Source organism: Ramlibacter ginsenosidimutans, assembly GCF_016654015.1.
GTDB classification, from domain to species: domain Bacteria; phylum Pseudomonadota; class Gammaproteobacteria; order Burkholderiales; family Burkholderiaceae_C; genus Ramlibacter; species Ramlibacter ginsenosidimutans.
This window is the reverse complement of the sequence record NZ_JAEPWM010000001.1, coordinates 881,659-899,095: the sequence shown is the minus strand read 5'-3', so window position 1 is coordinate 899,095 and position 17,437 is coordinate 881,659. Positions and strand designations below refer to the sequence as shown.

At 70.4% G+C, this 17,437-nt stretch carries 17 protein-coding genes; 6 read left to right on the top strand and 11 right to left on the bottom strand.

What is annotated here, in order from left to right; genetic code table 11:
- The first annotated feature begins 1 nt into the window (after position 1).
- The gene (locus tag JJB11_RS04460; protein ID WP_201166679.1) at positions 2-1,294 is read left to right on the top strand and encodes an ABC transporter permease; all 1,293 of its coding nucleotides are present in this window, start codon (positions 2-4) and stop codon (positions 1,292-1,294) included.
- A gap of 6 nt (positions 1,295-1,300) precedes the next feature.
- A complete protein-coding gene (locus JJB11_RS04455; protein ID WP_201166678.1) occupies positions 1,301-2,110 on the top strand; it encodes an ABC transporter ATP-binding protein in 810 nt (269 codons plus the stop codon).
- A 143-nt stretch (positions 2,111-2,253) separates the two neighbouring features.
- Here JJB11_RS04455 and JJB11_RS04450 read toward each other — a convergent pair whose 3' ends face one another.
- From JJB11_RS04450 to JJB11_RS04430, 5 genes are all read right to left on the bottom strand, one after another.
- A complete protein-coding gene (locus JJB11_RS04450) occupies positions 2,254-3,096 on the bottom strand; it encodes a universal stress protein (protein WP_201166677.1) in 843 nt (280 codons plus the stop codon).
- 65 nt (positions 3,097-3,161) lie between these two features.
- On the bottom strand, positions 3,162-5,735 hold the full coding sequence (mgtA, locus tag JJB11_RS04445) for a magnesium-translocating P-type ATPase (protein WP_201964591.1): 2,574 nt from the start codon (positions 5,733-5,735) through the stop codon (positions 3,162-3,164).
- A complete protein-coding gene (locus JJB11_RS04440; RefSeq protein ID WP_201166676.1) occupies positions 5,732-6,169 on the bottom strand; it encodes a host attachment protein in 438 nt (145 codons plus the stop codon). Before JJB11_RS04440 ends, mgtA begins: the two co-directional genes overlap by 4 nt.
- Before the next feature lie 96 nt (positions 6,170-6,265).
- Positions 6,266-8,014 (bottom strand): ABC1 kinase family protein, encoded by a 1,749-nt coding sequence (locus JJB11_RS04435; RefSeq protein ID WP_201166675.1) that lies wholly within the window; start codon positions 8,012-8,014, stop codon positions 6,266-6,268.
- An 89-nt stretch (positions 8,015-8,103) separates the two neighbouring features.
- Positions 8,104-8,787 (bottom strand): rhomboid family intramembrane serine protease, encoded by a 684-nt coding sequence (locus tag JJB11_RS04430; protein WP_201964590.1) that lies wholly within the window; start codon positions 8,785-8,787, stop codon positions 8,104-8,106.
- Between the two features lie 7 nt (positions 8,788-8,794).
- On the opposite strand from JJB11_RS04430, the gene JJB11_RS04425 reads away from it, so the two are divergent.
- The gene (locus tag JJB11_RS04425) at positions 8,795-9,346 is read left to right on the top strand and encodes a cytochrome b (protein WP_201166674.1); all 552 of its coding nucleotides are present in this window, start codon (positions 8,795-8,797) and stop codon (positions 9,344-9,346) included.
- Positions 9,347-9,397: 51 nt separating this feature from the next.
- Here the strand turns inward: JJB11_RS04425 and JJB11_RS04420 are convergent, their stop codons facing one another.
- Together JJB11_RS04420 and JJB11_RS04415 are read right to left on the bottom strand one after the other, a co-directional pair.
- Positions 9,398-9,997, bottom strand: a complete 600-nt coding sequence (locus JJB11_RS04420) for an ABC-type transport auxiliary lipoprotein family protein (RefSeq protein ID WP_201166673.1) — start codon at positions 9,995-9,997, stop codon at positions 9,398-9,400.
- Between the two features lie 55 nt (positions 9,998-10,052).
- Entirely contained in the window at positions 10,053-11,009 is a 957-nt protein-coding gene (locus JJB11_RS04415) for an MlaD family protein (RefSeq protein WP_201166672.1), read from the bottom strand.
- 47 nt (positions 11,010-11,056) lie between these two features.
- Here JJB11_RS04415 and JJB11_RS04410 point away from each other — a divergent pair, with 47 nt between their 5' ends.
- From JJB11_RS04410 to JJB11_RS04400, 3 genes are all read left to right on the top strand, one after another.
- The gene (locus JJB11_RS04410) at positions 11,057-11,776 is read left to right on the top strand and encodes a haloacid dehalogenase type II (protein ID WP_201166671.1); all 720 of its coding nucleotides are present in this window, start codon (positions 11,057-11,059) and stop codon (positions 11,774-11,776) included.
- A 119-nt stretch (positions 11,777-11,895) separates the two neighbouring features.
- Entirely contained in the window at positions 11,896-12,084 is a 189-nt protein-coding gene (locus JJB11_RS04405; RefSeq protein ID WP_201166670.1) for a hypothetical protein, read from the top strand.
- An 11-nt stretch (positions 12,085-12,095) separates the two neighbouring features.
- The gene (locus tag JJB11_RS04400; RefSeq protein ID WP_201166669.1) at positions 12,096-12,326 is read left to right on the top strand and encodes a hypothetical protein; all 231 of its coding nucleotides are present in this window, start codon (positions 12,096-12,098) and stop codon (positions 12,324-12,326) included.
- Positions 12,327-12,336: 10 nt separating this feature from the next.
- Here JJB11_RS04400 and JJB11_RS04395 read toward each other — a convergent pair whose 3' ends face one another.
- The 4 genes from JJB11_RS04395 to gspN all read right to left on the bottom strand — a co-directional run bounded on the left by JJB11_RS04395 (position 12,337) and on the right by gspN (position 17,431).
- Positions 12,337-12,603, bottom strand: a complete 267-nt coding sequence (locus JJB11_RS04395) for a hypothetical protein (RefSeq protein WP_201166668.1) — start codon at positions 12,601-12,603, stop codon at positions 12,337-12,339.
- A 431-nt stretch (positions 12,604-13,034) separates the two neighbouring features.
- Entirely contained in the window at positions 13,035-14,438 is a 1,404-nt protein-coding gene (gspE, locus tag JJB11_RS04390) for a type II secretion system ATPase GspE (protein ID WP_201166667.1), read from the bottom strand.
- A gap of 5 nt (positions 14,439-14,443) precedes the next feature.
- Complete coding sequence (gspD, locus tag JJB11_RS04385; RefSeq protein ID WP_201166666.1) at positions 14,444-16,609, bottom strand: type II secretion system secretin GspD; 2,166 nt, start codon at positions 16,607-16,609, stop codon at positions 14,444-14,446.
- An 18-nt stretch (positions 16,610-16,627) separates the two neighbouring features.
- Positions 16,628-17,431: a type II secretion system protein N gene (gene gspN / locus JJB11_RS04380; protein ID WP_201166665.1), complete on the bottom strand. Its 804-nt coding sequence runs from the start codon at positions 17,429-17,431 to the stop codon at positions 16,628-16,630.
- Positions 17,432-17,437: the final 6 nt, after the last annotated feature.

Genomic DNA, 17,437 nt, shown 5'->3' with positions numbered 1-17,437 from the left:
CATGGCCATCGCCGTGCCCGCGCCGGGTGCCGCGCCGGTGCGCAGCTTTCCCCGCTGGCTGCCCTTCGAGTGGATCGTTGCCGTGCGCTTCCTGCGCGAGGGACGCATGCAAACCCTGTTCATCCTGACCGGCGTGGCCGTGGGGGTGGGCGTCATCATCTTCATGTCGGCCCTGCTCTCCGGGCTGCAGGCCAATTTCGTGCGGCGCGTGCTCACCGGGCAGCCGCACATCCAGCTGGTTCCGCCGAAGGAGGTCGCGCGCCCGCTGCGGCAGGGGAGCGGCCCGCACGCCGGAAGTGGCGGCGCGATCGTCGGCAGCATCGTGCAGGCGCCGATGCAGCGGCTCAAGGGCATCGACCAGTGGCAGAGCGTGGCGGAGGTGGTGCGCTCCCTGCCGGAAGTGGTCGACGTGTCGGCGGGCCTGACGGGGTCGGCACTGGCCGTGCGCGGAGACGCGAGCCGGGCGATCAGCCTGGTCGGCATGGAGCCGCAGCAGTACTACCGCATCGTGACGCTCCCGGAGAAGATCGTGGCGGGCACCGCACAGATCGCGTCGACGGACATCCTCATCGGCACCGAGCTGGCCAGCGACCTCGGCGTGGTGGTCGGCGACAAGCTGCGCATCACGTCCGCGACCGGGGGCGACATCGTGCTCACCATCGCCGGCATCTTCGATCTCGGCAACAAGGGCGCGAACCTGCGCAATGCCTACGTCGCCTTGCGCACCGCGCAAAGCCTGCTGGGGCTGCCGGGCGGCGTCACGATCCTGGACGTCACCGTGCGCGACGTGTACACCGCCGAGGACGTGGCTCAGCGCATCAGCGCGCGCACGGGCGTCGAGGCGGACAGCTGGATCCACACCAACGAGCAGTTCTTCACCGCCGTGAAGGCGCAGACGACGGCCAACACGGCGATCCGGTTCTTCGTGGCCTTGTCGGTTGCGCTGGGCATCGCCAGCGTGCTGGTGGTCTCCGTCGTGCAGAAGTCGCGCGAGATCGGCATCCTGCGCGCGATGGGTATCTCGCGCGGGCAGATCCTGCGCGTGTTCCTGTTGCAGGGCGGCCTGCTGGCCATCGGCGGGGCGGTCGTCGGCTGCCTTGTCGGCGCGGCCTCCCTGGTGATCTGGCAGCAGGTCGCACGCAATCCGGACGGCACGCCCTTGTTCCCGCTGGTGCTCGACCCGAAGATGTTCGCCGCGGCGCTGGTCCTCGCCGGACTGACCGGGTTGGCGGCCGCCTACGCACCCGCGTTGCGCGCGGCGCGGCTGGATCCTGGCGTCGCGATCCGCGGCTGAACCGACATGCCCGAGCGCACGCCCTTACCCATCGACGCCGGCACGCCCGTCGTCCAGCTCACCGGGATCCGGAAGTCCTTCAACGTGGGCGAGCCGAACGAAACCGAGGTGCTGCATGGCATCGACCTGACCTTGCTGCGCGGCGAGTTCTGCGCGGTGATGGGCCCCTCGGGCTCGGGCAAGAGCACGCTGCTGAACATCGTGGGCCTGCTGGATCGGCCCACCTCGGGCACGCTGGCGATCGGCGGCCAGGAGACCACCGTGCTGGCCGATCACGAGCTCACGCGCCTGCGCGGGCACGCCGTCGGATTCGTCTTCCAGTACCACCACCTGATCGGCGCCTTCAGCGCGGTCGAGAACGTGATGATGCCGATGCTCGGCGCGCAGGAATTCGGCAGCGAGGAGATCGCGCAACGCGCCGCAGCGCTGATCGACAGCGTGGGCCTGACGCCCTGGCGGGACTCGCTGGCAACGCGCCTGTCCGGCGGCCAGCAGCAGCGCGTGGCGGTCGCGCGCGCGCTGGCGATGGATCCCATCCTGCTGCTGGCCGACGAACCCACCGGCAATCTCGACACGCACAGCGCCGACCTCGTGTTCGACCTGCTGCGCCGCGTGAACCGCGAGCACGGCACGGCGATCCTGTTCGTCACGCACAACCCGCAACTGGCCAGCCGCTGCGATCGCATCATCCAGGTGGTGGACGGGCGGATCGTGCAGGCGGACGACGAAGCGGGCAGGAAAGCGGGCAGGGAAGCGGACAACCAGAACGCAGAGGGCGCAAAGGTTTCGCAAAGGACGCAAAAGGACAGCCGATGAAGGTATTCGCGTCGTGCGAGCAGTGCGTCCTGGTAAACGCACAACGCGCGAACCCGCGGAATGCATTCAACCTTGAATGAATCCCCTTTGCGAGACCTTTGCGCCCTTTGCGTTCGGTTGTCCGCTCCCGTTCCCGTTCCCGCTCAGTGCGCCATCAGCACCGGCAGCGTCATCGAGGAGAGCAGGGTGCGGCTCACGCCGCCGAGGACCCACTCGCGCGCGCGCCCGTGTCCGTAGCAGCCCATGACCAGCAGGTCGCAGCCGAGGTCGAACACGCGCGACAGCAGGATCTCGCCCAGTTCCTCGCGCGCCTTGCCGCCGTGGTGGAACACGGCCTCCACACCGTGCACGCGCAGGTAGCCTTGCAGGTCCAGCCCCTTGCCGCCGAGGCGCGGCGCTTCTTCCTCGCTCCAGGACAGCACGTGCACGCGGCCGGCGCGCTGCAGGAAGGGCATCGCCGCCTGCAGGGCGCGCGCCGATTCCGGCGTCTCCTTCCACGCGATCGCGATGTTTTCACCGATAGGGCGGGTCCAGCCGATGGAGGGCAGCACCACGGCCGGACGGCCGCTCGCGATGACGACGCTCTCGACGAAGTCCGGCGGCACGCAGTGCGCGGCCGCGTCGGCGGGATCGTGCTGCCCGAGCACCAGCAGGTCGGCGTAGAAGGCCTGCTGCGCGACGGCGCCCACGGTGGGCAGGTCGTCGGTCTGGGTCCACGTGGCCATCGGGCCGGGCAAGGTCATCTCCGCGTCGAAGGCCTTCAGCACGCGGGTGCGGCGCTCCTCCTCGATCGCGAGCAGCGCCGCCGCGACCGTGGGCCCCGCCTCGGGGGCGTACGGCAGCTGGACCAGCATCGGCGTCACCGCGTACAGCGCGGCGAGGCTGGCGCCTTGCTGCTGCGCGATGCGGCGCGCGGCGGTCAGGCGCGGCACGGCAGGGGCTGTGGCATCGAGATGCACGAGGATCTGGCGCAGGGACGTTTTCATGGCGGGGCCTCCAAATGGCGATACCTCCAGCGTAGGCGCGGGCACGCGCCGGGGCTTGACGCGCGTCAAGCGCGCCGCAGGACCGCCGTCGTGGCGCGGCGGCGCTGCGCGTGCGCGTGGAAGCGGCGCTTGACGGCCTCCAGCAGCACGAGATAGGCGACCGTCATGCCGGCCATGGCCGCATAGAAGCCCCAGGGCAGGACGAGCAGGCCGAACCAGGCGCCCAGCGGCGTGAGCGGCAGCACGGCGGCGAAGGCGAGCACGGCCAGCGCCGTCCATGCCAGCGCGGGATGCGGCCGCGAGCCCAGTGCCGGTCCGTGGGTGCGGATCACGAACACCGCCAGCACCTGCGTCGCCAGCGACTCGATGAACCAGCCGGACTGGAACTGCGCCGGCGTCGCGGCAAGCCCTTGCAGCAGCACCCAGAACGTGAGCAGGTCGAACAGCGAGCTGACGGGGCCGATCACGAGCATGAAGCGTCGCACCAGCTCCATGTCCCAGTGCTGCGGCCGCGCGACCTCGCGCGCTTCGACGCGATCGAGCGGCAGCGTGGTCGACACCAGGTCGTACAGCAGGTTGTTCAGCAGGATCTGCACCGGCAGCATCGGCAGGAAGGGCAGCAGGACGGCCGCCGCCGCCATGCTCGCCATGTTGCCGAAGCTGGAACTGGTGCCCAGCAGGATGTACTTGCGCGTGTTGGCGAAGGTGCGCCGGCCTTCCGACACCGCCGCGCTCAGGACCGCAAGGCTGGGCCGCAGCAGGATGAGGTCGGCGGCCGCACGGGCCGCATCGGCCGCGGTGTCCACGGAGATGCCGACGTCCGCGCTGTGCAAGGCGGGCGCATCGTTGATGCCGTCACCCAGGTAGCCGACCACATGGCCGCGCGCCCGCAACGCCCGGATGATGCGGTTCTTCTGCACCGGGTCCACGCGGCAGAACAGGTTGGCCCGCTGCACGCGCCAGGCAAGCGCGCGGTCGTCCATGGTCGCGATCTCGGATCCCAGCAGGATGCCCTTGACCGGCATCCCCAGGGCCTCCCAGACGTGGCGGGCCACCAGTTCGCTGTCGCCGGTGACGACCTTCACCTGCACGCCCTTCGCGTGCAGGTCGCGCAGGGCGGCAGCGGCATCCGCCTTGGGCGGATCGACGAAGGCAGCGAAGCCGGAGAACACGAGTCCCGCCTCGTCGGCGATGCCTGCGTTCACCACCGAGTCGGGCACCGGCTTCCACGCGACCCCCAGCACCCGCAGGCCGCCGGACTCCAGTTGCTGCAGCGTGGCCTGCGCCTGCGCGCGCACCTGTGGGGTCCACGGCTGCGCGCGTCCCTCCTGCTCGAACTGCTCGCACAGCGCGAGCACGTCCCTCGCTGCGCCCTTGACGCTCAGTCGCCGGCCGGCGGGCCCCTCGACCAGGACGGACACGCGACGCCGTTCGAAGTCGAACGGCACTTCGTCGAGCTTGCGCCAAGCGCTAACGTCCACGCCGCCGTGCGCGAGCACGGCATCCTCCAGCGGCGTGCGCAGACCGCTTTCGAAATGGCTGTTCAGGAACACGTTCTCCAGCACGCCAGCGCTGTCCTGGCCGGACACGTCCACCTGGCGCGTCAGCGCGATCCGCGCCTCGGTCAGCGTGCCCGTCTTGTCCGTGCACAGCACGTCCATCGAGCCGAGGTTGTGGATCGCGGCCATGCGCTTGACGATGACCTGTTCGCGCGCGAGCCGCTGCGCCCCGCGCGCGAGGCTCACCGTGACCACCATGGGCAACAGCTCCGGCGTGATGCCCACGGCGAGCGCGAGCGCGAACAGCAGCGTCTCCAGCCAGGGCCGGTGCAGGAAGCCGCCGACCACCACGACGAACAGCACGAGGAACACGGCCACGCGCAGGATGAAGTTGCCGAAGCGCCGCAGGTCGTGCTCCATGGCGAGCTCGCCCCGGTCCGCTGCGACGAGATGCGCGATCTGTCCGATCTCGGCCGACGGGCCGGTGCGGCACGCGAGCATCACGGCGTTGCCGGAGATGACGCTGCTGCCCATGAACACCACCCACGGCGCGTCTTCGATGCTGGCCGCCGCGCCGGCGGCGGGCTTCTTCTCGACCGGGAACGACTCGCCCGTGAGCGCCGCCTGCTGCACGAACAGGTCCGACGCGCGCAGCAGCACGCCATCCGCCGGCACCTGCGCCCCGGCGGCGAGCCGCACGATGTCGCCGGGAACGATCCGTTCGACCGGCACCGACCGCTCCTGCCCGTCGCGCAGCACGCGCGCCGTCAACGCCACCTGCGATGCGAGCCGCGCCGCCGCCGATTCCGCCCGTTGCTCCTGGATGCGGTCGATCACGATGCTGAGGACCACGATGCTGCCGATGATCCAGGCGCTCATGCCTTCGCCCGTGGCGAGCGAGGCCGCGCCGGCCACGATCAGCACCAGCACCAGCGGGCTGCCCAGGCGGCGTGCGATCTCGACCAGCAGCCGGCGTGGCGCGGCGCCTTGCAGGCGGTTGGGCCCATGCGCTTCGAGGCGAGCGTGGGCGTCGTCCTCGCCCAGGCCTTGCGGCGACGTCCGCAACGCGGAGCACAGTGCCTCCGCGGGCAGGCGCCACCACTCGGGTGGCAGCTCGGAGGGAGCCGGCAGCGCGTTCAACCCTGCTCGCGCAGGCGTCTATCGAGGTTCGGGGTCTCGACGTGCGTCAGGTCGACATCGTGCGTGGACTCGAGCAGGCGCTGCGTCTCGGCGCCGAACTCCTGCTTCAGCTCGCCGAGGAAGGGGCTGGCGGCGAACACCGAGATCGACGCGCACTCGCCGCGCACCGCCCCGTCCTCCAGCGCCGCAGCCAGTTCGCGGGCGAAGTGCAGGTGCTCCTTGCGATGGGGATCGAGGCGCGGCTCGAACACCGTCGCCCGGGGTCCGCGGTCGCTGCGTTCGCGCCCGGCCTCGTCGTCGCCCAGCTCGCTGCTGCGCAACCGGCTTGCCGGGTGCTCGAAGGTCTTCAGCAGGGACGGCGCCTGCGCCGGGTGCTCCTGCTGGAGCAGGCGAGCGCGGGCGGAGTTGGCGATCAGGATCCAGTGCGGCTTCATGGCGGGCCTCTCGTGAAGGGAGTTGATTGACGATAGCCGCTGGGGTCGGCAGGGCGTTGACGTGCATCAAGCGCCCCGGGGCGCCGGGGGCGCGCGCTAATCCTCGAAGTCGCGTCCGGAGCGCTTGCGCGAACCCATGGAGAACATGAGCCAGACGCTGCCGGCCACCGCGCCCACGAAGCCCAGGAGGCCGAACACCGGCAGGCCCAGCAGGCTCGGTCCGCCGGGCACGGTCATGACGATCGACGAGCCGACGATCAGCGCCGCCACCACGATGCCGATCACCAGCCGGCTGGCGGCGCGATCGAGCTGGTTGCCGAACTCCTTGAGGTGCAGCACCTCGATGTGGACCTCCAGCCGGCCGCGCCGCGCCGCGCGCAGCAGCCGCGACAGGTCCTGCGGGAGGCCCGAGAGCAGCGAGGTCATTGCCGCCAGCGAGCGCCAGCTGCGTTCCAGCACGCGCCGCGGCGCGTAGCGCTCGCGCATGGCGCGCTCCAGGATGGGCAGCGCCTGTGCGGCCATCTCGAAGGCGGGATCGAGCTCGCGGCCCATGCCTTCCAGCGTGATGAAGGCCTTGACCAGCAGGCTCAGGTCCGCGGGCAGGCGCAGGTGATGCTGGCGCAGGATGCCGATGCCTTCGTCCAGCATCGCGCCGAGCCGCAGCTGGCCGAGTGGAATGCCGCGGTACTGGTCCGCGAACACCTCCACCTCGCCAAGCAGGTGGTCCATGTCGACGACGCCGTCGCCGGCCCATTCGGTGAGCACGTCGGCGACGGCCGTCGGCTGCTGCTTCACCAGTCCCAGCAGCAGGGACAGCAACTGCTCGCGGCGCTGCTCGGTGAGGCGCCCCACCATGCCGAAGTCGATGAAGGCGATGCGGTTGCCGGGCAGGTAGAACACGTTGCCCGGGTGCGGGTCCGCGTGGAAGAAGCCGTCATGCAGGATCATCTTCAGGACGGCGCGCGCGCCGCGCCGCGCCAGCAGCGCGCGATCGAGTCCGGCCGCATCCACTTGCGCGAGCTTGCTGCCGGGGATGCCCTCGATCTGCTCCTGCACGCACGCGCGCTCGCATTCCCAGACCATCTCCGGGATGACGATCACGGGCAGGCTGGCAGCCCCGGCCGGCGGAAGGTCTGCAGGCCGGGGCGCATCGTCATCGGTGTAGCCGGCGAAATTGCGCGCCATGCGCTTCGCGTTGCGCGCCTCGGTCGCGAAGTCGAGCTCCCGCTGCAGCGACTGCGTGAACTCGCGCACGATCTGCCTCGGCTGCAGCGCCCGCAGCGCGGGGCTTTCGTTTTCCAGCAGGTCGGCCAGCCGCAGCAGCAGGCGGAGGTCCGCCTCGATCACCGGGCGGATGCCCGGCCGGCGCACCTTCACCACCACCGCACGGCCGTCCGGCAGCCGCGCCCGGTACACCTGGGCGAGCGAGGCCGCAGCGACCGGCTCGTGATCGAACTCGGCGAACACCTCCTCGGGCGCGCCGCCGAGATCCTCTTCCAGTTGCGCGCGCATCGCGTCCCAGGGCACGGGCCGCGCTTCGTCCTGCAGCCGGCTGAATTCGGCGATCCACTCCGGCTCGAACAGGTCGACGCGCGTGGCGAGCACCTGGCCGAGCTTCACGAAGGTGGGACCCAGCTCCTCCAGCGCGCGGCGCACGCGCGCGGGCGGCGACAGGTGCGCGTACTCGTCGGCATCGTCCCAGTGCAGCGCGCGGCCGGCCCGCTCCAGCAAGTCCGCGAGGCCCAGGCGCCGCACCATGTCGCCGAAGCCATAGCGCACCAGGACCGACGCGATCTCGTAGAGGCGCGCGAAGTCCCGCACCGACGCGAGGGCTTGCCACAACATGCATGAATCCTTCGAAGGGGTGGGAAGGATTCTGTGGAGCGTGCGCCGCCCGCGTTTGACCTGAGTCAAGCGCGGCGGAAGCCCGCGCCTCAGCGGCCGCTGCCGAACGGCGGCTGTCCGCGCCAGTAGCGAATGACCAGCCAGCCGCCCAGCAGCCCGCCCAGGTGCGCGAAGTGGGCCACGCCCGCCTGGGTGCCGGTGACGCCCAGCGTGAGCTCGATCGCGCCGTACAGCGTGACGAAGACCCAGGCCGGCATCGGGATCGGCGGGATCAGCAGCACGATGCGCCGTTGCGGGAACAGCATCGCGAAGCCGACCAGCAGGCCGAACAGGCCGCCGGAAGCGCCGAGCGTCGGCGCGTCGCTGCCCAGGAGCGCGGAGACAGCGAGCTGCGCGATGGCGGCAGTGAGCACGCTCGCGAAATAGAACACCGCGAGCCGGCGCGGGCCCCACACGCGCTCGAGCTCGGAGCCGAACATCCAGAGCCCGTACATGTTGAACCCGATGTGCGTGAGGCTGGCGTGCGCGAAGGCATAGGTCACCAGCTGCCAGGGCATGAACTCGCCGCTGCCCAGCGGCCAGAGGGCCAGCAACGCAGTGAACGAGTCGCCGAGTGCCTGCTGCAGCAGGAACACCACCACGTTGGCGATGAGGAGGCTTTTCGTCAGCGGCGGCATCATGTGGGTGGAGGCGGTGGACCCGGCACTGTAGCCGGTTGCGGCAAGGGTCGCGAGCGCCTTGCGCGCGCGGCGCCTACACTGTGCCGAACGCATGCCGGCCATGAAGCCCTGGTCCAATTCCGAACAGCGCTACGGGATGGTCGCCATCGTCCTGCATTGGGCGATGGGGGCACTGATCGTGGGCCTGCTCGCCCTGGGCTTCTACATGGTGAGCTTGCCGGATGCCGGCTTCGACACCGAGAAGATCACGCTGATCCTGGTGCACAAGGCCCTGGGCATGCTCGCGCTGCTGTTGCTGCTGTTGCGGTTCGCGTGGCGGCTGCGCAGTGCGCTGCCGCGGCTGGTGGACGGCTTGCCGGACTGGCAGCAGGTGGCCGCCCGCTTCGTGCACCTGATGTTCTACGCGCTGATGTTCGCGCTGCCGGTGACGGGCTGGCTGATGTCCTCCGCGGGCGGCTACCCGGTGCCCTTCTTCTCGTTCTTCAACATGCCGGACCTGATCGGCCTGAACGAGTGGCTGTTCCAGGTGCTCATCGAAGTGCACCGCTGGCTGGCGTGGCTGCTGCTGTTGTTCCTGGTGCTCCACGCGGCGGCGGCCTTGCGCCACCACTTCGGCCTGCGCGACGACACGCTGCAGCGCATGCTGCCCTGAGTGCCCTGAGTGCCCTGAGTGCCCTGAGTGCCCTGAGTGCCGTGAGTACCCTCAGGGCAGCTGCGCGAGCACGAACGCTGCGAGCTCGCGCAAGGCTTGCGCCATCGCCGTGTTCGCCGCCTGCACGCCGGCTGCGGGCGTGGCCTCGCGCATCGCTTCCTGCACGGCGATCTCACGCGTGCCGAGCACGCGCCCCGTCGCCTCGTCCTCGACGCGCACGCGCAGGGCCAGGCGCAGCACGGGCGGTTGCGGAGCGAAGTCCTGCACCAGGTCGAGGATCTCCGTGCGCACCCCGATCGCCGCCTCGGTGGCGTGCGGCGGCGCGACGACGGCCGTGAAGGCGCCGGTCGCTTCCATGGTGCGCACCAGCAGCGGCGCCAGCATCTGCGGCGGCGTCTCGGCCCACTGGTTGCGCGCGAAGTAGGCGAGCTCGTGCGGCGCCCGCGTGTACGCCATCTGCTGGGTGTCGAGCGCAGCGCGCGCCTCCGCGGGGAAGACGATCAGGGTGCGGCCCGAGCGCGTGCGATGCGGCACGTCGGCGGGCACCTGGTCCAGCAGCGCATTGGTGCGCAGGGGCTCCGCCGGCGGGATGGCGCAGCCGGCCAGCAGCAGGCAGAGGAGGGCGAGTGCATGCGGCCAGCGCGCCGTCACTGGATACCTTCGTGCTGCGCACTACGGTATTCGCCCTTGGGGCGGCCCGGCGGGCTCATGGGCTTTCGCCCGGCCCCGGCGCTTCGGGCGCGCCGCCGCGCACCAGCAGCGCGGGATTGCGGCGCACGCGACCGGCGGTCTCTCCCAGCGACGTCGAGAGCTGGTCCAGGCGCGTGAGCGTGTGCTGCGCCTGCGGCAGGATCTGCGTCTGCAGCACCCGGACGGTGTCCTGGCTGGCGAGCAGCAGCGGCTCGATGCGCATGCTCGCCTGCTCGCTGCTGGCGGCGAGCCGGTCGATGCGCACCACGCTGTCCTGCAGCCGCGGCAGCAGCTCGCCCTGGAGCGTGCGCGCTGCCTCGTTGCTCGACTGCAGCAGCGGCTGCACCTGCTGGCTCGCGCGCTCGGTGTTGGCGATGATGGCTTGCAGCCGGTCGTTGTTGGCCGACAGCGTCCGGGTCACCTTCTCCAGGCTGGCCAGCGATTCCTTCATGGCCGCGACGGTGGGCGGGTCCAGGGTGGACTGCAGCAGCCCGGTGACCGACTGCACCGTCTCGTTCAGGGCGTGCATCGTGGTGTCCAGGTTCACGTTGCTGGCAGGCGCCGACGCGAGCAGGGGATAGTCGCTGTCCGGTGCGCGCGCGAGCGGCTGCCCCGCGCTGCCGCTGTCTTCGAGGCTCACGACCACGTAGCCGGTGAAGCCGCGCGTCGCCAGTCCGCGGCCGGTGATGGTCGCAACCGTCGCCGAGGACACCGGCACGTTGCGGCCCACCTGCACCAGCACGCGCACGAGCCGCGGTTGCAGCAGCTCCACCGAACGGACCTTCCCCACTTCGACGCCGTGGAATTCCACCGGTGCACCCGGAATGAGCCCGGACACCGCGTCCGTCGTGCGCAGCTCGTAGGTGCGATAGCGAACCCTGTCGGCCACGAGCCAGCCGGCCAGCCCCAGGGCGACCAGCAGCAGGACGCCGGCAAAGAGCCAGCGTGCCCTGGTTTCCGCGCTTGCGTTCATCCGACCCCCTGCGCGCCGGGCGCGCGTGCCCAGCCTACACTCAATGCATGAACGACGCGCAGGCCCCAATTGTTCCCGCGGTGGAGGTGCTGGCCTTCGATATCTTCGGCACCGTGGTCGACTGGCACGGCAGCATCGTGCGGGAGCTGGGACGCCGCTACCCGCAGGTGGACGGCGACGCCTTCGCGCTCGCCTGGCGCGCGGGCTACAAGCCGGCGATGGTGCGCGTGATGTCCGGCGAACTGGGCTGGACCCTCATCGACGACCTGCACCGCATGATCCTCGACGCGATCCTGCCGCAGTTCGGCCTGGAGCGGCTGGGCGAGGAGGAGCGGCGCGAGCTCAATCGCGTCTGGCACCGGCTCGATCCGTGGCCCGACGCCGTCGCCGGCCTGCAGCGGCTGAAACGCAAGTACCTCCTGTGCACGCTCTCGAACGGCAACCTGGGCCTGCTCACGCGCATGGCGAAGCGGGCCGGACTGCCCTGGGATTGCGTGCTGTCGGCGGAAGTGTTCCGGGCCTACAAGCCCGATCCCGCGACCTACCTGGGTGTCGCGCGCGTGTTCGACGTGCCGCCCGATCGCGTGATGCTGGTCGCCGCCCACCACGATGACCTCGCCGCCGCGCGTGCCTGCGGGCTGCGCACCGCGTACGTGGTACGTCCGCTGGAGTTCGGCCCCGCGCATCCGAAGGACGTTGCGCCGCAAGCTGGCAACGACCTGCACAGCCGCGACTTGCTGCACCTGGCCGATCTTCTCGACTGCTGAGCGGCTGTAGTCAGGAGCTGACAGCGGCCCGCGAGGCCGGACTAGGCCCGGCGGGGCTGCGCGCCTAGCGCTCGCGCCAGGGCCCCGGCGCACCATTCAGGCAAGGAAGGATCGCTGCCATGCCTGAAGACCGCACCCCCATCGACCACGGGCTCGCACATCCCCAGCCGGAGCGCGGGACCATTCCCCAACCCAAGCCGAAGGCGGACGACGACCCGCGCGAACTGGTGCCGAACCAGTCCGGCACGAACGAGCATCCGCAGCCGGGCGTGGGCGGCCACACCGACTTCGTCCAGCAACCGGATTGAAGGAGCGCGCCATGGTGATGTTCAAGGCGAAGTTCCGGCCGCTGGCGGCGAGCGCCCGGCTGCAGGCGCAGCAACAGCAGCAAGCCCAGGCGCGCGCCCCGCGCATGCAGCAACAGCAGCAACAGCCACAGTCGCCGCAAGCGCCCCAGGTGCCGCCGATCGAGGAGGAGCGCGGACCGCAGGCGCCGGTGCGGGAGCCCGAGCCGCGGCACGAGCCGGAGCGGGCGCTGGAGCGCGTTTAGGCGCGACCCGTTAGCAGCTTCTGCGCGGAAGATCGCCCGCGCGCCGCTGGAATTCTTCCGGACCGACGTCGCGATGCGGCGCCGGAACGGCGTGCGCGTCGCGCGCCTCGCCACACGAGAACTCCTGGCGCACTTCAGCCGACTTGATGACGACGAGCGTGCACGCGCCCACGAGGAGGAGCAACCAGGCGGTCGGCCTTCCGTAGTGCGACCACAGCAGGCGCCGGCTCACCACGCGGGACGCCTCGCTGTGTCTTCCTTCGTCGATGCACTTCATGTTCGCTAACGCTGGCCGCCCCGTTTGAGACGGCATCCCGATGATTGTTCTCCTGCTCGACCGTCGTATTGGGCCACTACAGTCGAGTAGGCAATTAGGTGAATGGGAAGCAGGGCCTAGGTCCCCCACTGTCAGTCCCAAGTTCCAGTCCGCGCAATAGCTCAGTCAGCTCATGGAGCCGGCAGTCCCGCGCACGCGGAAACCGCGCTACTGACTGGATGGCTGATGCGAACGCGGCGCCAGAGTTCCGGGGCGGCGGCCCGAGAGCGTTTCCATTCGTTCTGGATGCCGCTGGGGTTCGCCTGCGGCTCACCGCCAGCCTGCGCGCCCGGCCTCCACCCCGCTGACCGGATTTCGTAGGCTGGCGGTGAGCAAAGCGAACCCCAGCGATCGGGCGGCCTGTCCGGCAAGCGACCGAAGACGCCCCGCGCCTAGTCGCGCGTGACGCGCAGCACTTCCTCGCGGGAGGTGATGCCTTCGCGCACCAGCCGGTCGCCGTCGTCGCGCATCAGGCGCATGCCGTGCGCGAGAGCCGCTTCGCGGATCTCGGCCTCGGAGGCGCGGTTGTGGATCAGGCCGCGGATGCGTTCGTCGGCCAGCATCAGCTCGAAGATGCCGGTGCGGCCCTGGTAGCCCGTGTAGCCGCAGTGTTCGCAGCCGCGCGCCACACCCTGGCCTTCTTCCTTGCAGTACGCGCACAGCTTGCGCACGAGGCGCTGGGCCAGCACGCCGAGCACCGAGGAGCTGAGCAGGAAAGGCTCGACGCCCATGTCGGTGAGGCGCGTGACCGCGCTCGCGGCGTCGTTGGTGTGCAGCGTCGCGAGCACGAGGTGGCCGGTGAGCGAGGCCTGGATGGCGATCTGCGCGGTCTCGTAGTCGCGGATCTCGCCGATCATGATCACGTCGGGGTCCTGGCGCAGGATCGCCCGCAGGGCCTTGGCGAAGTCGAGGTCGATCTTGGGGTTGACCTGCGTCTGCCCGATGCCGGGCAGCTCGTACTCGATCGGGTCCTCCACCGTCATGATGTTGCTGGTCCCGGCATCGAGCCGGCTGAGCGCCGCATACAAGGTGGTGGTCTTGCCCGAGCCGGTCGGGCCCGTCACCAGGATGATCCCGTGCGGCTGGCCGATCAGCGTGAGGAAGCGCTCCAGCGTCGTGCCGGTCATGCCCACGGACTCCAGGCTGATGCGGCTCTCGCTCTTGTCCAGCAGGCGCAGCACGGCCCGCTCGCCGTGCGCGCTGGGCAGGGTGGACACGCGCACGTCCACCGCGCGCGTGCCGATGCGCAACGAGATGCGGCCGTCCTGCGGCAGGCGCTTCTCGGAGATGTCCAGCTCCGCCATGATCTTCAGGCGCGAGATGAGCGCGGCATGCAGCGCGCGGTTGGGTTGCACCACCTCGCGCAGCGCGCCGTCCACGCGGAAGCGCACGCTGGAGTGCCGCTCGTAGGGCTCGATGTGGATGTCGCTGGCTCCGTCGCGCGCCGCCTGCGTGAGCAGCGCATTGAGCATGCGGATGATGGGGGCGTCGTCGCTCGCCTCCAGCAGGTCTTCCACCGCGGGCAGTTCCTGCATCATGCGCGTGAGGTCGGCGTCGTTCTGCACTTCGCTGACCACCGTGGCTGCGCTCGACTCGCCCTGTGCGTAGGCGGCGGAGATGCGCTGCGCCAGCGCCGGGGCGTCCAGTTGCTGCAGGCTGCGCACCGGGTACTTGCGCAGCACTTCGCTCCAGGCCGCGGCGGGTGCGCCGGCATGCCAGAGCACCAGCTGCTCGCCATCGTCCTCCAGCAGCAGTTGCTGCGTCCGCGCGAACGCGTAAGGCAATGGGTAGCGCATCGCGGCTAGCGCACGCTCGGCGCCGTGGTCGCGGGCGCCGGGATGAAGGGCGAGTTGAACTTGGGATTGCCGGGCGGCGGTGCGGCGATCTCCGGAGCGATCGGCGCGGTATCGACGTAGTTCAGCAAGGCGCTGGGCGCCGGCTGCGTGTTCTGCTGCTTGGCCCGCATCAGGTTGTAGCGGTCGATCGAAAGGGCGTCGCTGTCGGTCGTGTCGCGCACGATCACCGGCCGCAGGAACACCATCAGGTTGGTCTTGTTGCGCGAGCGGGTCTCGGTCTTGAACAGCGCGCCGAGTCCCGGCAGGTCGCCGAGGCCGGGCACCTTCTGCTGGTTGCCCGAGTACTGGTCCTGCAGCAGGCCGCCCAGCACCACCACGGCGCCGTCGTTCACCAGCACGTTGGACTCGATCACGCGCGTGTTCGTCGTCGGGCCGTTCAGGTTGTTCTCGGTGCCGGCCTGGACGGAGGACGCTTCCTGGTAGATGGTCAGGCGCACCGTGCCGTTGTCGTTGATCTGCGGCTTCACCCGCAGCGTGATGCCCACGTCCTTGCGCTCGATGGTCTGGAACGGGTTCACCGAGCTGTTGGAGGTGCCCGTGTTGGTGAACTGGCCCGTGATGAAGGGCACGTTCTGGCCGATGACGATCTTGGCTTCCTCGTTGTCCAGCGTGAGCAGCGTCGGCGTCGACAGCACGTTGCCGTCGCCGGTGCTGTCGAAGAAGCGCGCCAGCGCGCTCAGCACGTGCTTGCCGTTGATGTTGCGCACCAGGCCGAAGTTCAGGCCCGGGGACGGCGTCACGGGATTGGTGGTGTTGGTCGCGCCGGTGGCCAGGCCGATGATGTTGGTCCCGCCTATGGTGAAGTTCGAGCCCAGCACGCCGACCAGCGGGTCGGTGACGCTGTTCAGGAGCGTCTGCCACTGCACGCCGAATTCGGCGGCCTTGTCCTGGTTCACTTCCACGATCAGGCTTTCCACCAGCACCTGGGCGCGGCGGCCGTCGAGCTGGTCGATCACGGCGCGCAGCTGCCGGTACTGCGGTTCGGCCGCGGTGATGATCAGGGAGTTGGTGGCGGGATCGGCCTGGATCTGGCCGCCGGTGGTGGGCTGGGCCGAAGGCGCGACGGGCACGTTGGCGGCACTGCTCATCCCCGTGCTGCCGGCGCTGCTGATGTTGCTGGTCACCTGCGGCGTGCCCGCGGCCGGACTGCCGCCCGCCACGGTGGCCCCGGCATTGGCGGGATTCGAGCTCAGGCTGGTGAGCGCCGCGCGCAGCACGATGGCGAGCTTGGTCGCGTCGGCATTGCGCAGGTACACCACGTGCACGTTGCCCGCAGCCTCGCCCATCTCGGCGATGTCCAGGCGTTCGACGATGGAGCGCACCAGGTTCAGGCGCGCCGGATTGGCGGCGCGCACCAGCAGCGAATTGCTGCGGGGCTCCGCGATCACGGTCGTGCGGAACGCGGTGTCCGTCTGGCCGGCGCCGGCCTGCCCCGGCGCGCCGGGCGTCCCGCCGGGGCCGGACGCGTCGACCAGCCGCTGCACGATAGGCGCGAGGTCCATGGCTACCGCGTGCTGCAGGTTGATCACCTGGACGTCGGTGGCGTTCGCCACGTCGAGCGCGGCGATGATGCGGGCGATGCGCCGCAGGTTGTCGGCGTAGTCGGTGATCACCAGGGAGTTGTTGCCCGGGTTCACGTTGATGGTGTTGTTCGGGCTGATCAGCGGCCGCAGGATAGGCACGAGGTTGGCCGCGTGCTCGAAGTTCAGGCGGAAGATCTGCGTGACGATCTGGTTGCCGCCGGCCATGGTGCTGTCGACGGAGACAGCGCCGCTTTGCAGCTTGGCTTCGGCCTCGGGCACGACCTTCAGCAGGCCGCCGGCATCGACGACGGCGAACCCGGACAGGCGCAACGTGGCCACGAACTGGTTGAACGCGGTGGCCGGCGGCACGGGCCGGTCGGTCGACAGCGTGATGGTGCCCTTGACGCGCGGGTCGACGACGATGTTGCGGCCGGTGATCGCGGCCATGGTGCGGGCCACGGCATCGATGTCGGCGTTCACGAAATTGAGCGTGATCGGCTCGCTGGCGCGCTGCGCCTGCGTGAGCACCGGCACCGTGCCCAGGAGCACGGCGAGGGCGAGCGAGGCGGCGGCGAAACGGTAATTCATGCGCTAGGGGTCCCGGTCTCAGCCGATGGAGATGAGCGAGCGGTCGCCGCTGCGGCGACCGATGATGTTCAGGAGATTGGCCAGGGCGGCTTCGCTGCCCGGCACGGCCGTCGCTTCCCCCTGGAAGCGCAGGCGTCCGCCGACCCACTCGCCGGAGCCCGCCAGCCGGAGGCTGCCCTCCAGCGTTTCCAGCCGCAGGCTTGCCTGCGTGCCGCCTTGCAAGGTGATGCGATAACTGCCCATGGGTCTCAGGGTAGACAGGCGGGACGCGACGCGTTGCGCCACCAACTCGGCGCGCCCTTCGATGCGGGGCCGGCCTTCGACCCATTCTACTGAAAGGCCTCGCGTGGAGAGGGCGACTTCACCGTCCAGTTGCAATGTGTTCCAGGGCGTGCCGAGGCCCGAAAGGACAGCGGCGGGCCAGTGCGATGCGCCGTCGCCGACCTGCACGCGCAAGCCGGCCAGCCGCCACTGCGCGCGCACCGACAGGGGCTGGGTCGTGCAGCAGTCCGCCTGCACGCGCGCCGCGACGCCGTCCCACCGGGGCCGCATGGACCAGGAGATGGGTCCGGGCAGTGCGGCCGCATCCGTGCTGCCGCGGCCACCGCTGAGCACGAGGCGGCCCGAGCCGCCCCAGACCGTGCCGCGCGGGTCGGCCAGCAGCACTTCGCCGTGCGTGAGCTGCGCGATGCCACCGGCAAGCCAGCGCGCCGGCGCGAACACGATCAGCGCGAACAGGATGCCCAGCGCGGCGCCGGCCGCGGACCAGGCCCAGGGGCCTGCACGGGCGGTGCGGCGGGAGAGGCGCGGGACGCGGGCCACCACCGC

Coding starts and splice junctions, on each gene's coding strand:
- JJB11_RS04460 (WP_201166679.1), top strand. CDS start 2: ATGGCCATCGCCGTGCCCGCGCCGGGTGCCGCGCCGGTGCGCAGCTTT.
- JJB11_RS04455 (WP_201166678.1), top strand. CDS start 1,301: ATGCCCGAGCGCACGCCCTTACCCATCGACGCCGGCACGCCCGTCGTC.
- JJB11_RS04450 (WP_201166677.1), bottom strand. CDS start 3,096: ATGAAAACGTCCCTGCGCCAGATCCTCGTGCATCTCGATGCCACAGCC.
- JJB11_RS04440 (WP_201166676.1), bottom strand. CDS start 6,169: ATGAAGCCGCACTGGATCCTGATCGCCAACTCCGCCCGCGCTCGCCTG.
- JJB11_RS04435 (WP_201166675.1), bottom strand. CDS start 8,014: ATGTTGTGGCAAGCCCTCGCGTCGGTGCGGGACTTCGCGCGCCTCTAC.
- JJB11_RS04430 (WP_201964590.1), bottom strand. CDS start 8,787: ATGCGTTCGGCACAGTGTAGGCGCCGCGCGCGCAAGGCGCTCGCGACC.
- JJB11_RS04425 (WP_201166674.1), top strand. CDS start 8,795: ATGAAGCCCTGGTCCAATTCCGAACAGCGCTACGGGATGGTCGCCATC.
- JJB11_RS04415 (WP_201166672.1), bottom strand. CDS start 11,009: ATGAACGCAAGCGCGGAAACCAGGGCACGCTGGCTCTTTGCCGGCGTC.
- JJB11_RS04410 (WP_201166671.1), top strand. CDS start 11,057: ATGAACGACGCGCAGGCCCCAATTGTTCCCGCGGTGGAGGTGCTGGCC.
- JJB11_RS04405 (WP_201166670.1), top strand. CDS start 11,896: ATGCCTGAAGACCGCACCCCCATCGACCACGGGCTCGCACATCCCCAG.
- JJB11_RS04400 (WP_201166669.1), top strand. CDS start 12,096: ATGGTGATGTTCAAGGCGAAGTTCCGGCCGCTGGCGGCGAGCGCCCGG.
- JJB11_RS04395 (WP_201166668.1), bottom strand. CDS start 12,603: ATGAAGTGCATCGACGAAGGAAGACACAGCGAGGCGTCCCGCGTGGTG.
- gspE (WP_201166667.1), bottom strand. CDS start 14,438: ATGCGCTACCCATTGCCTTACGCGTTCGCGCGGACGCAGCAACTGCTG.
- gspD (WP_201166666.1), bottom strand. CDS start 16,609: ATGAATTACCGTTTCGCCGCCGCCTCGCTCGCCCTCGCCGTGCTCCTG.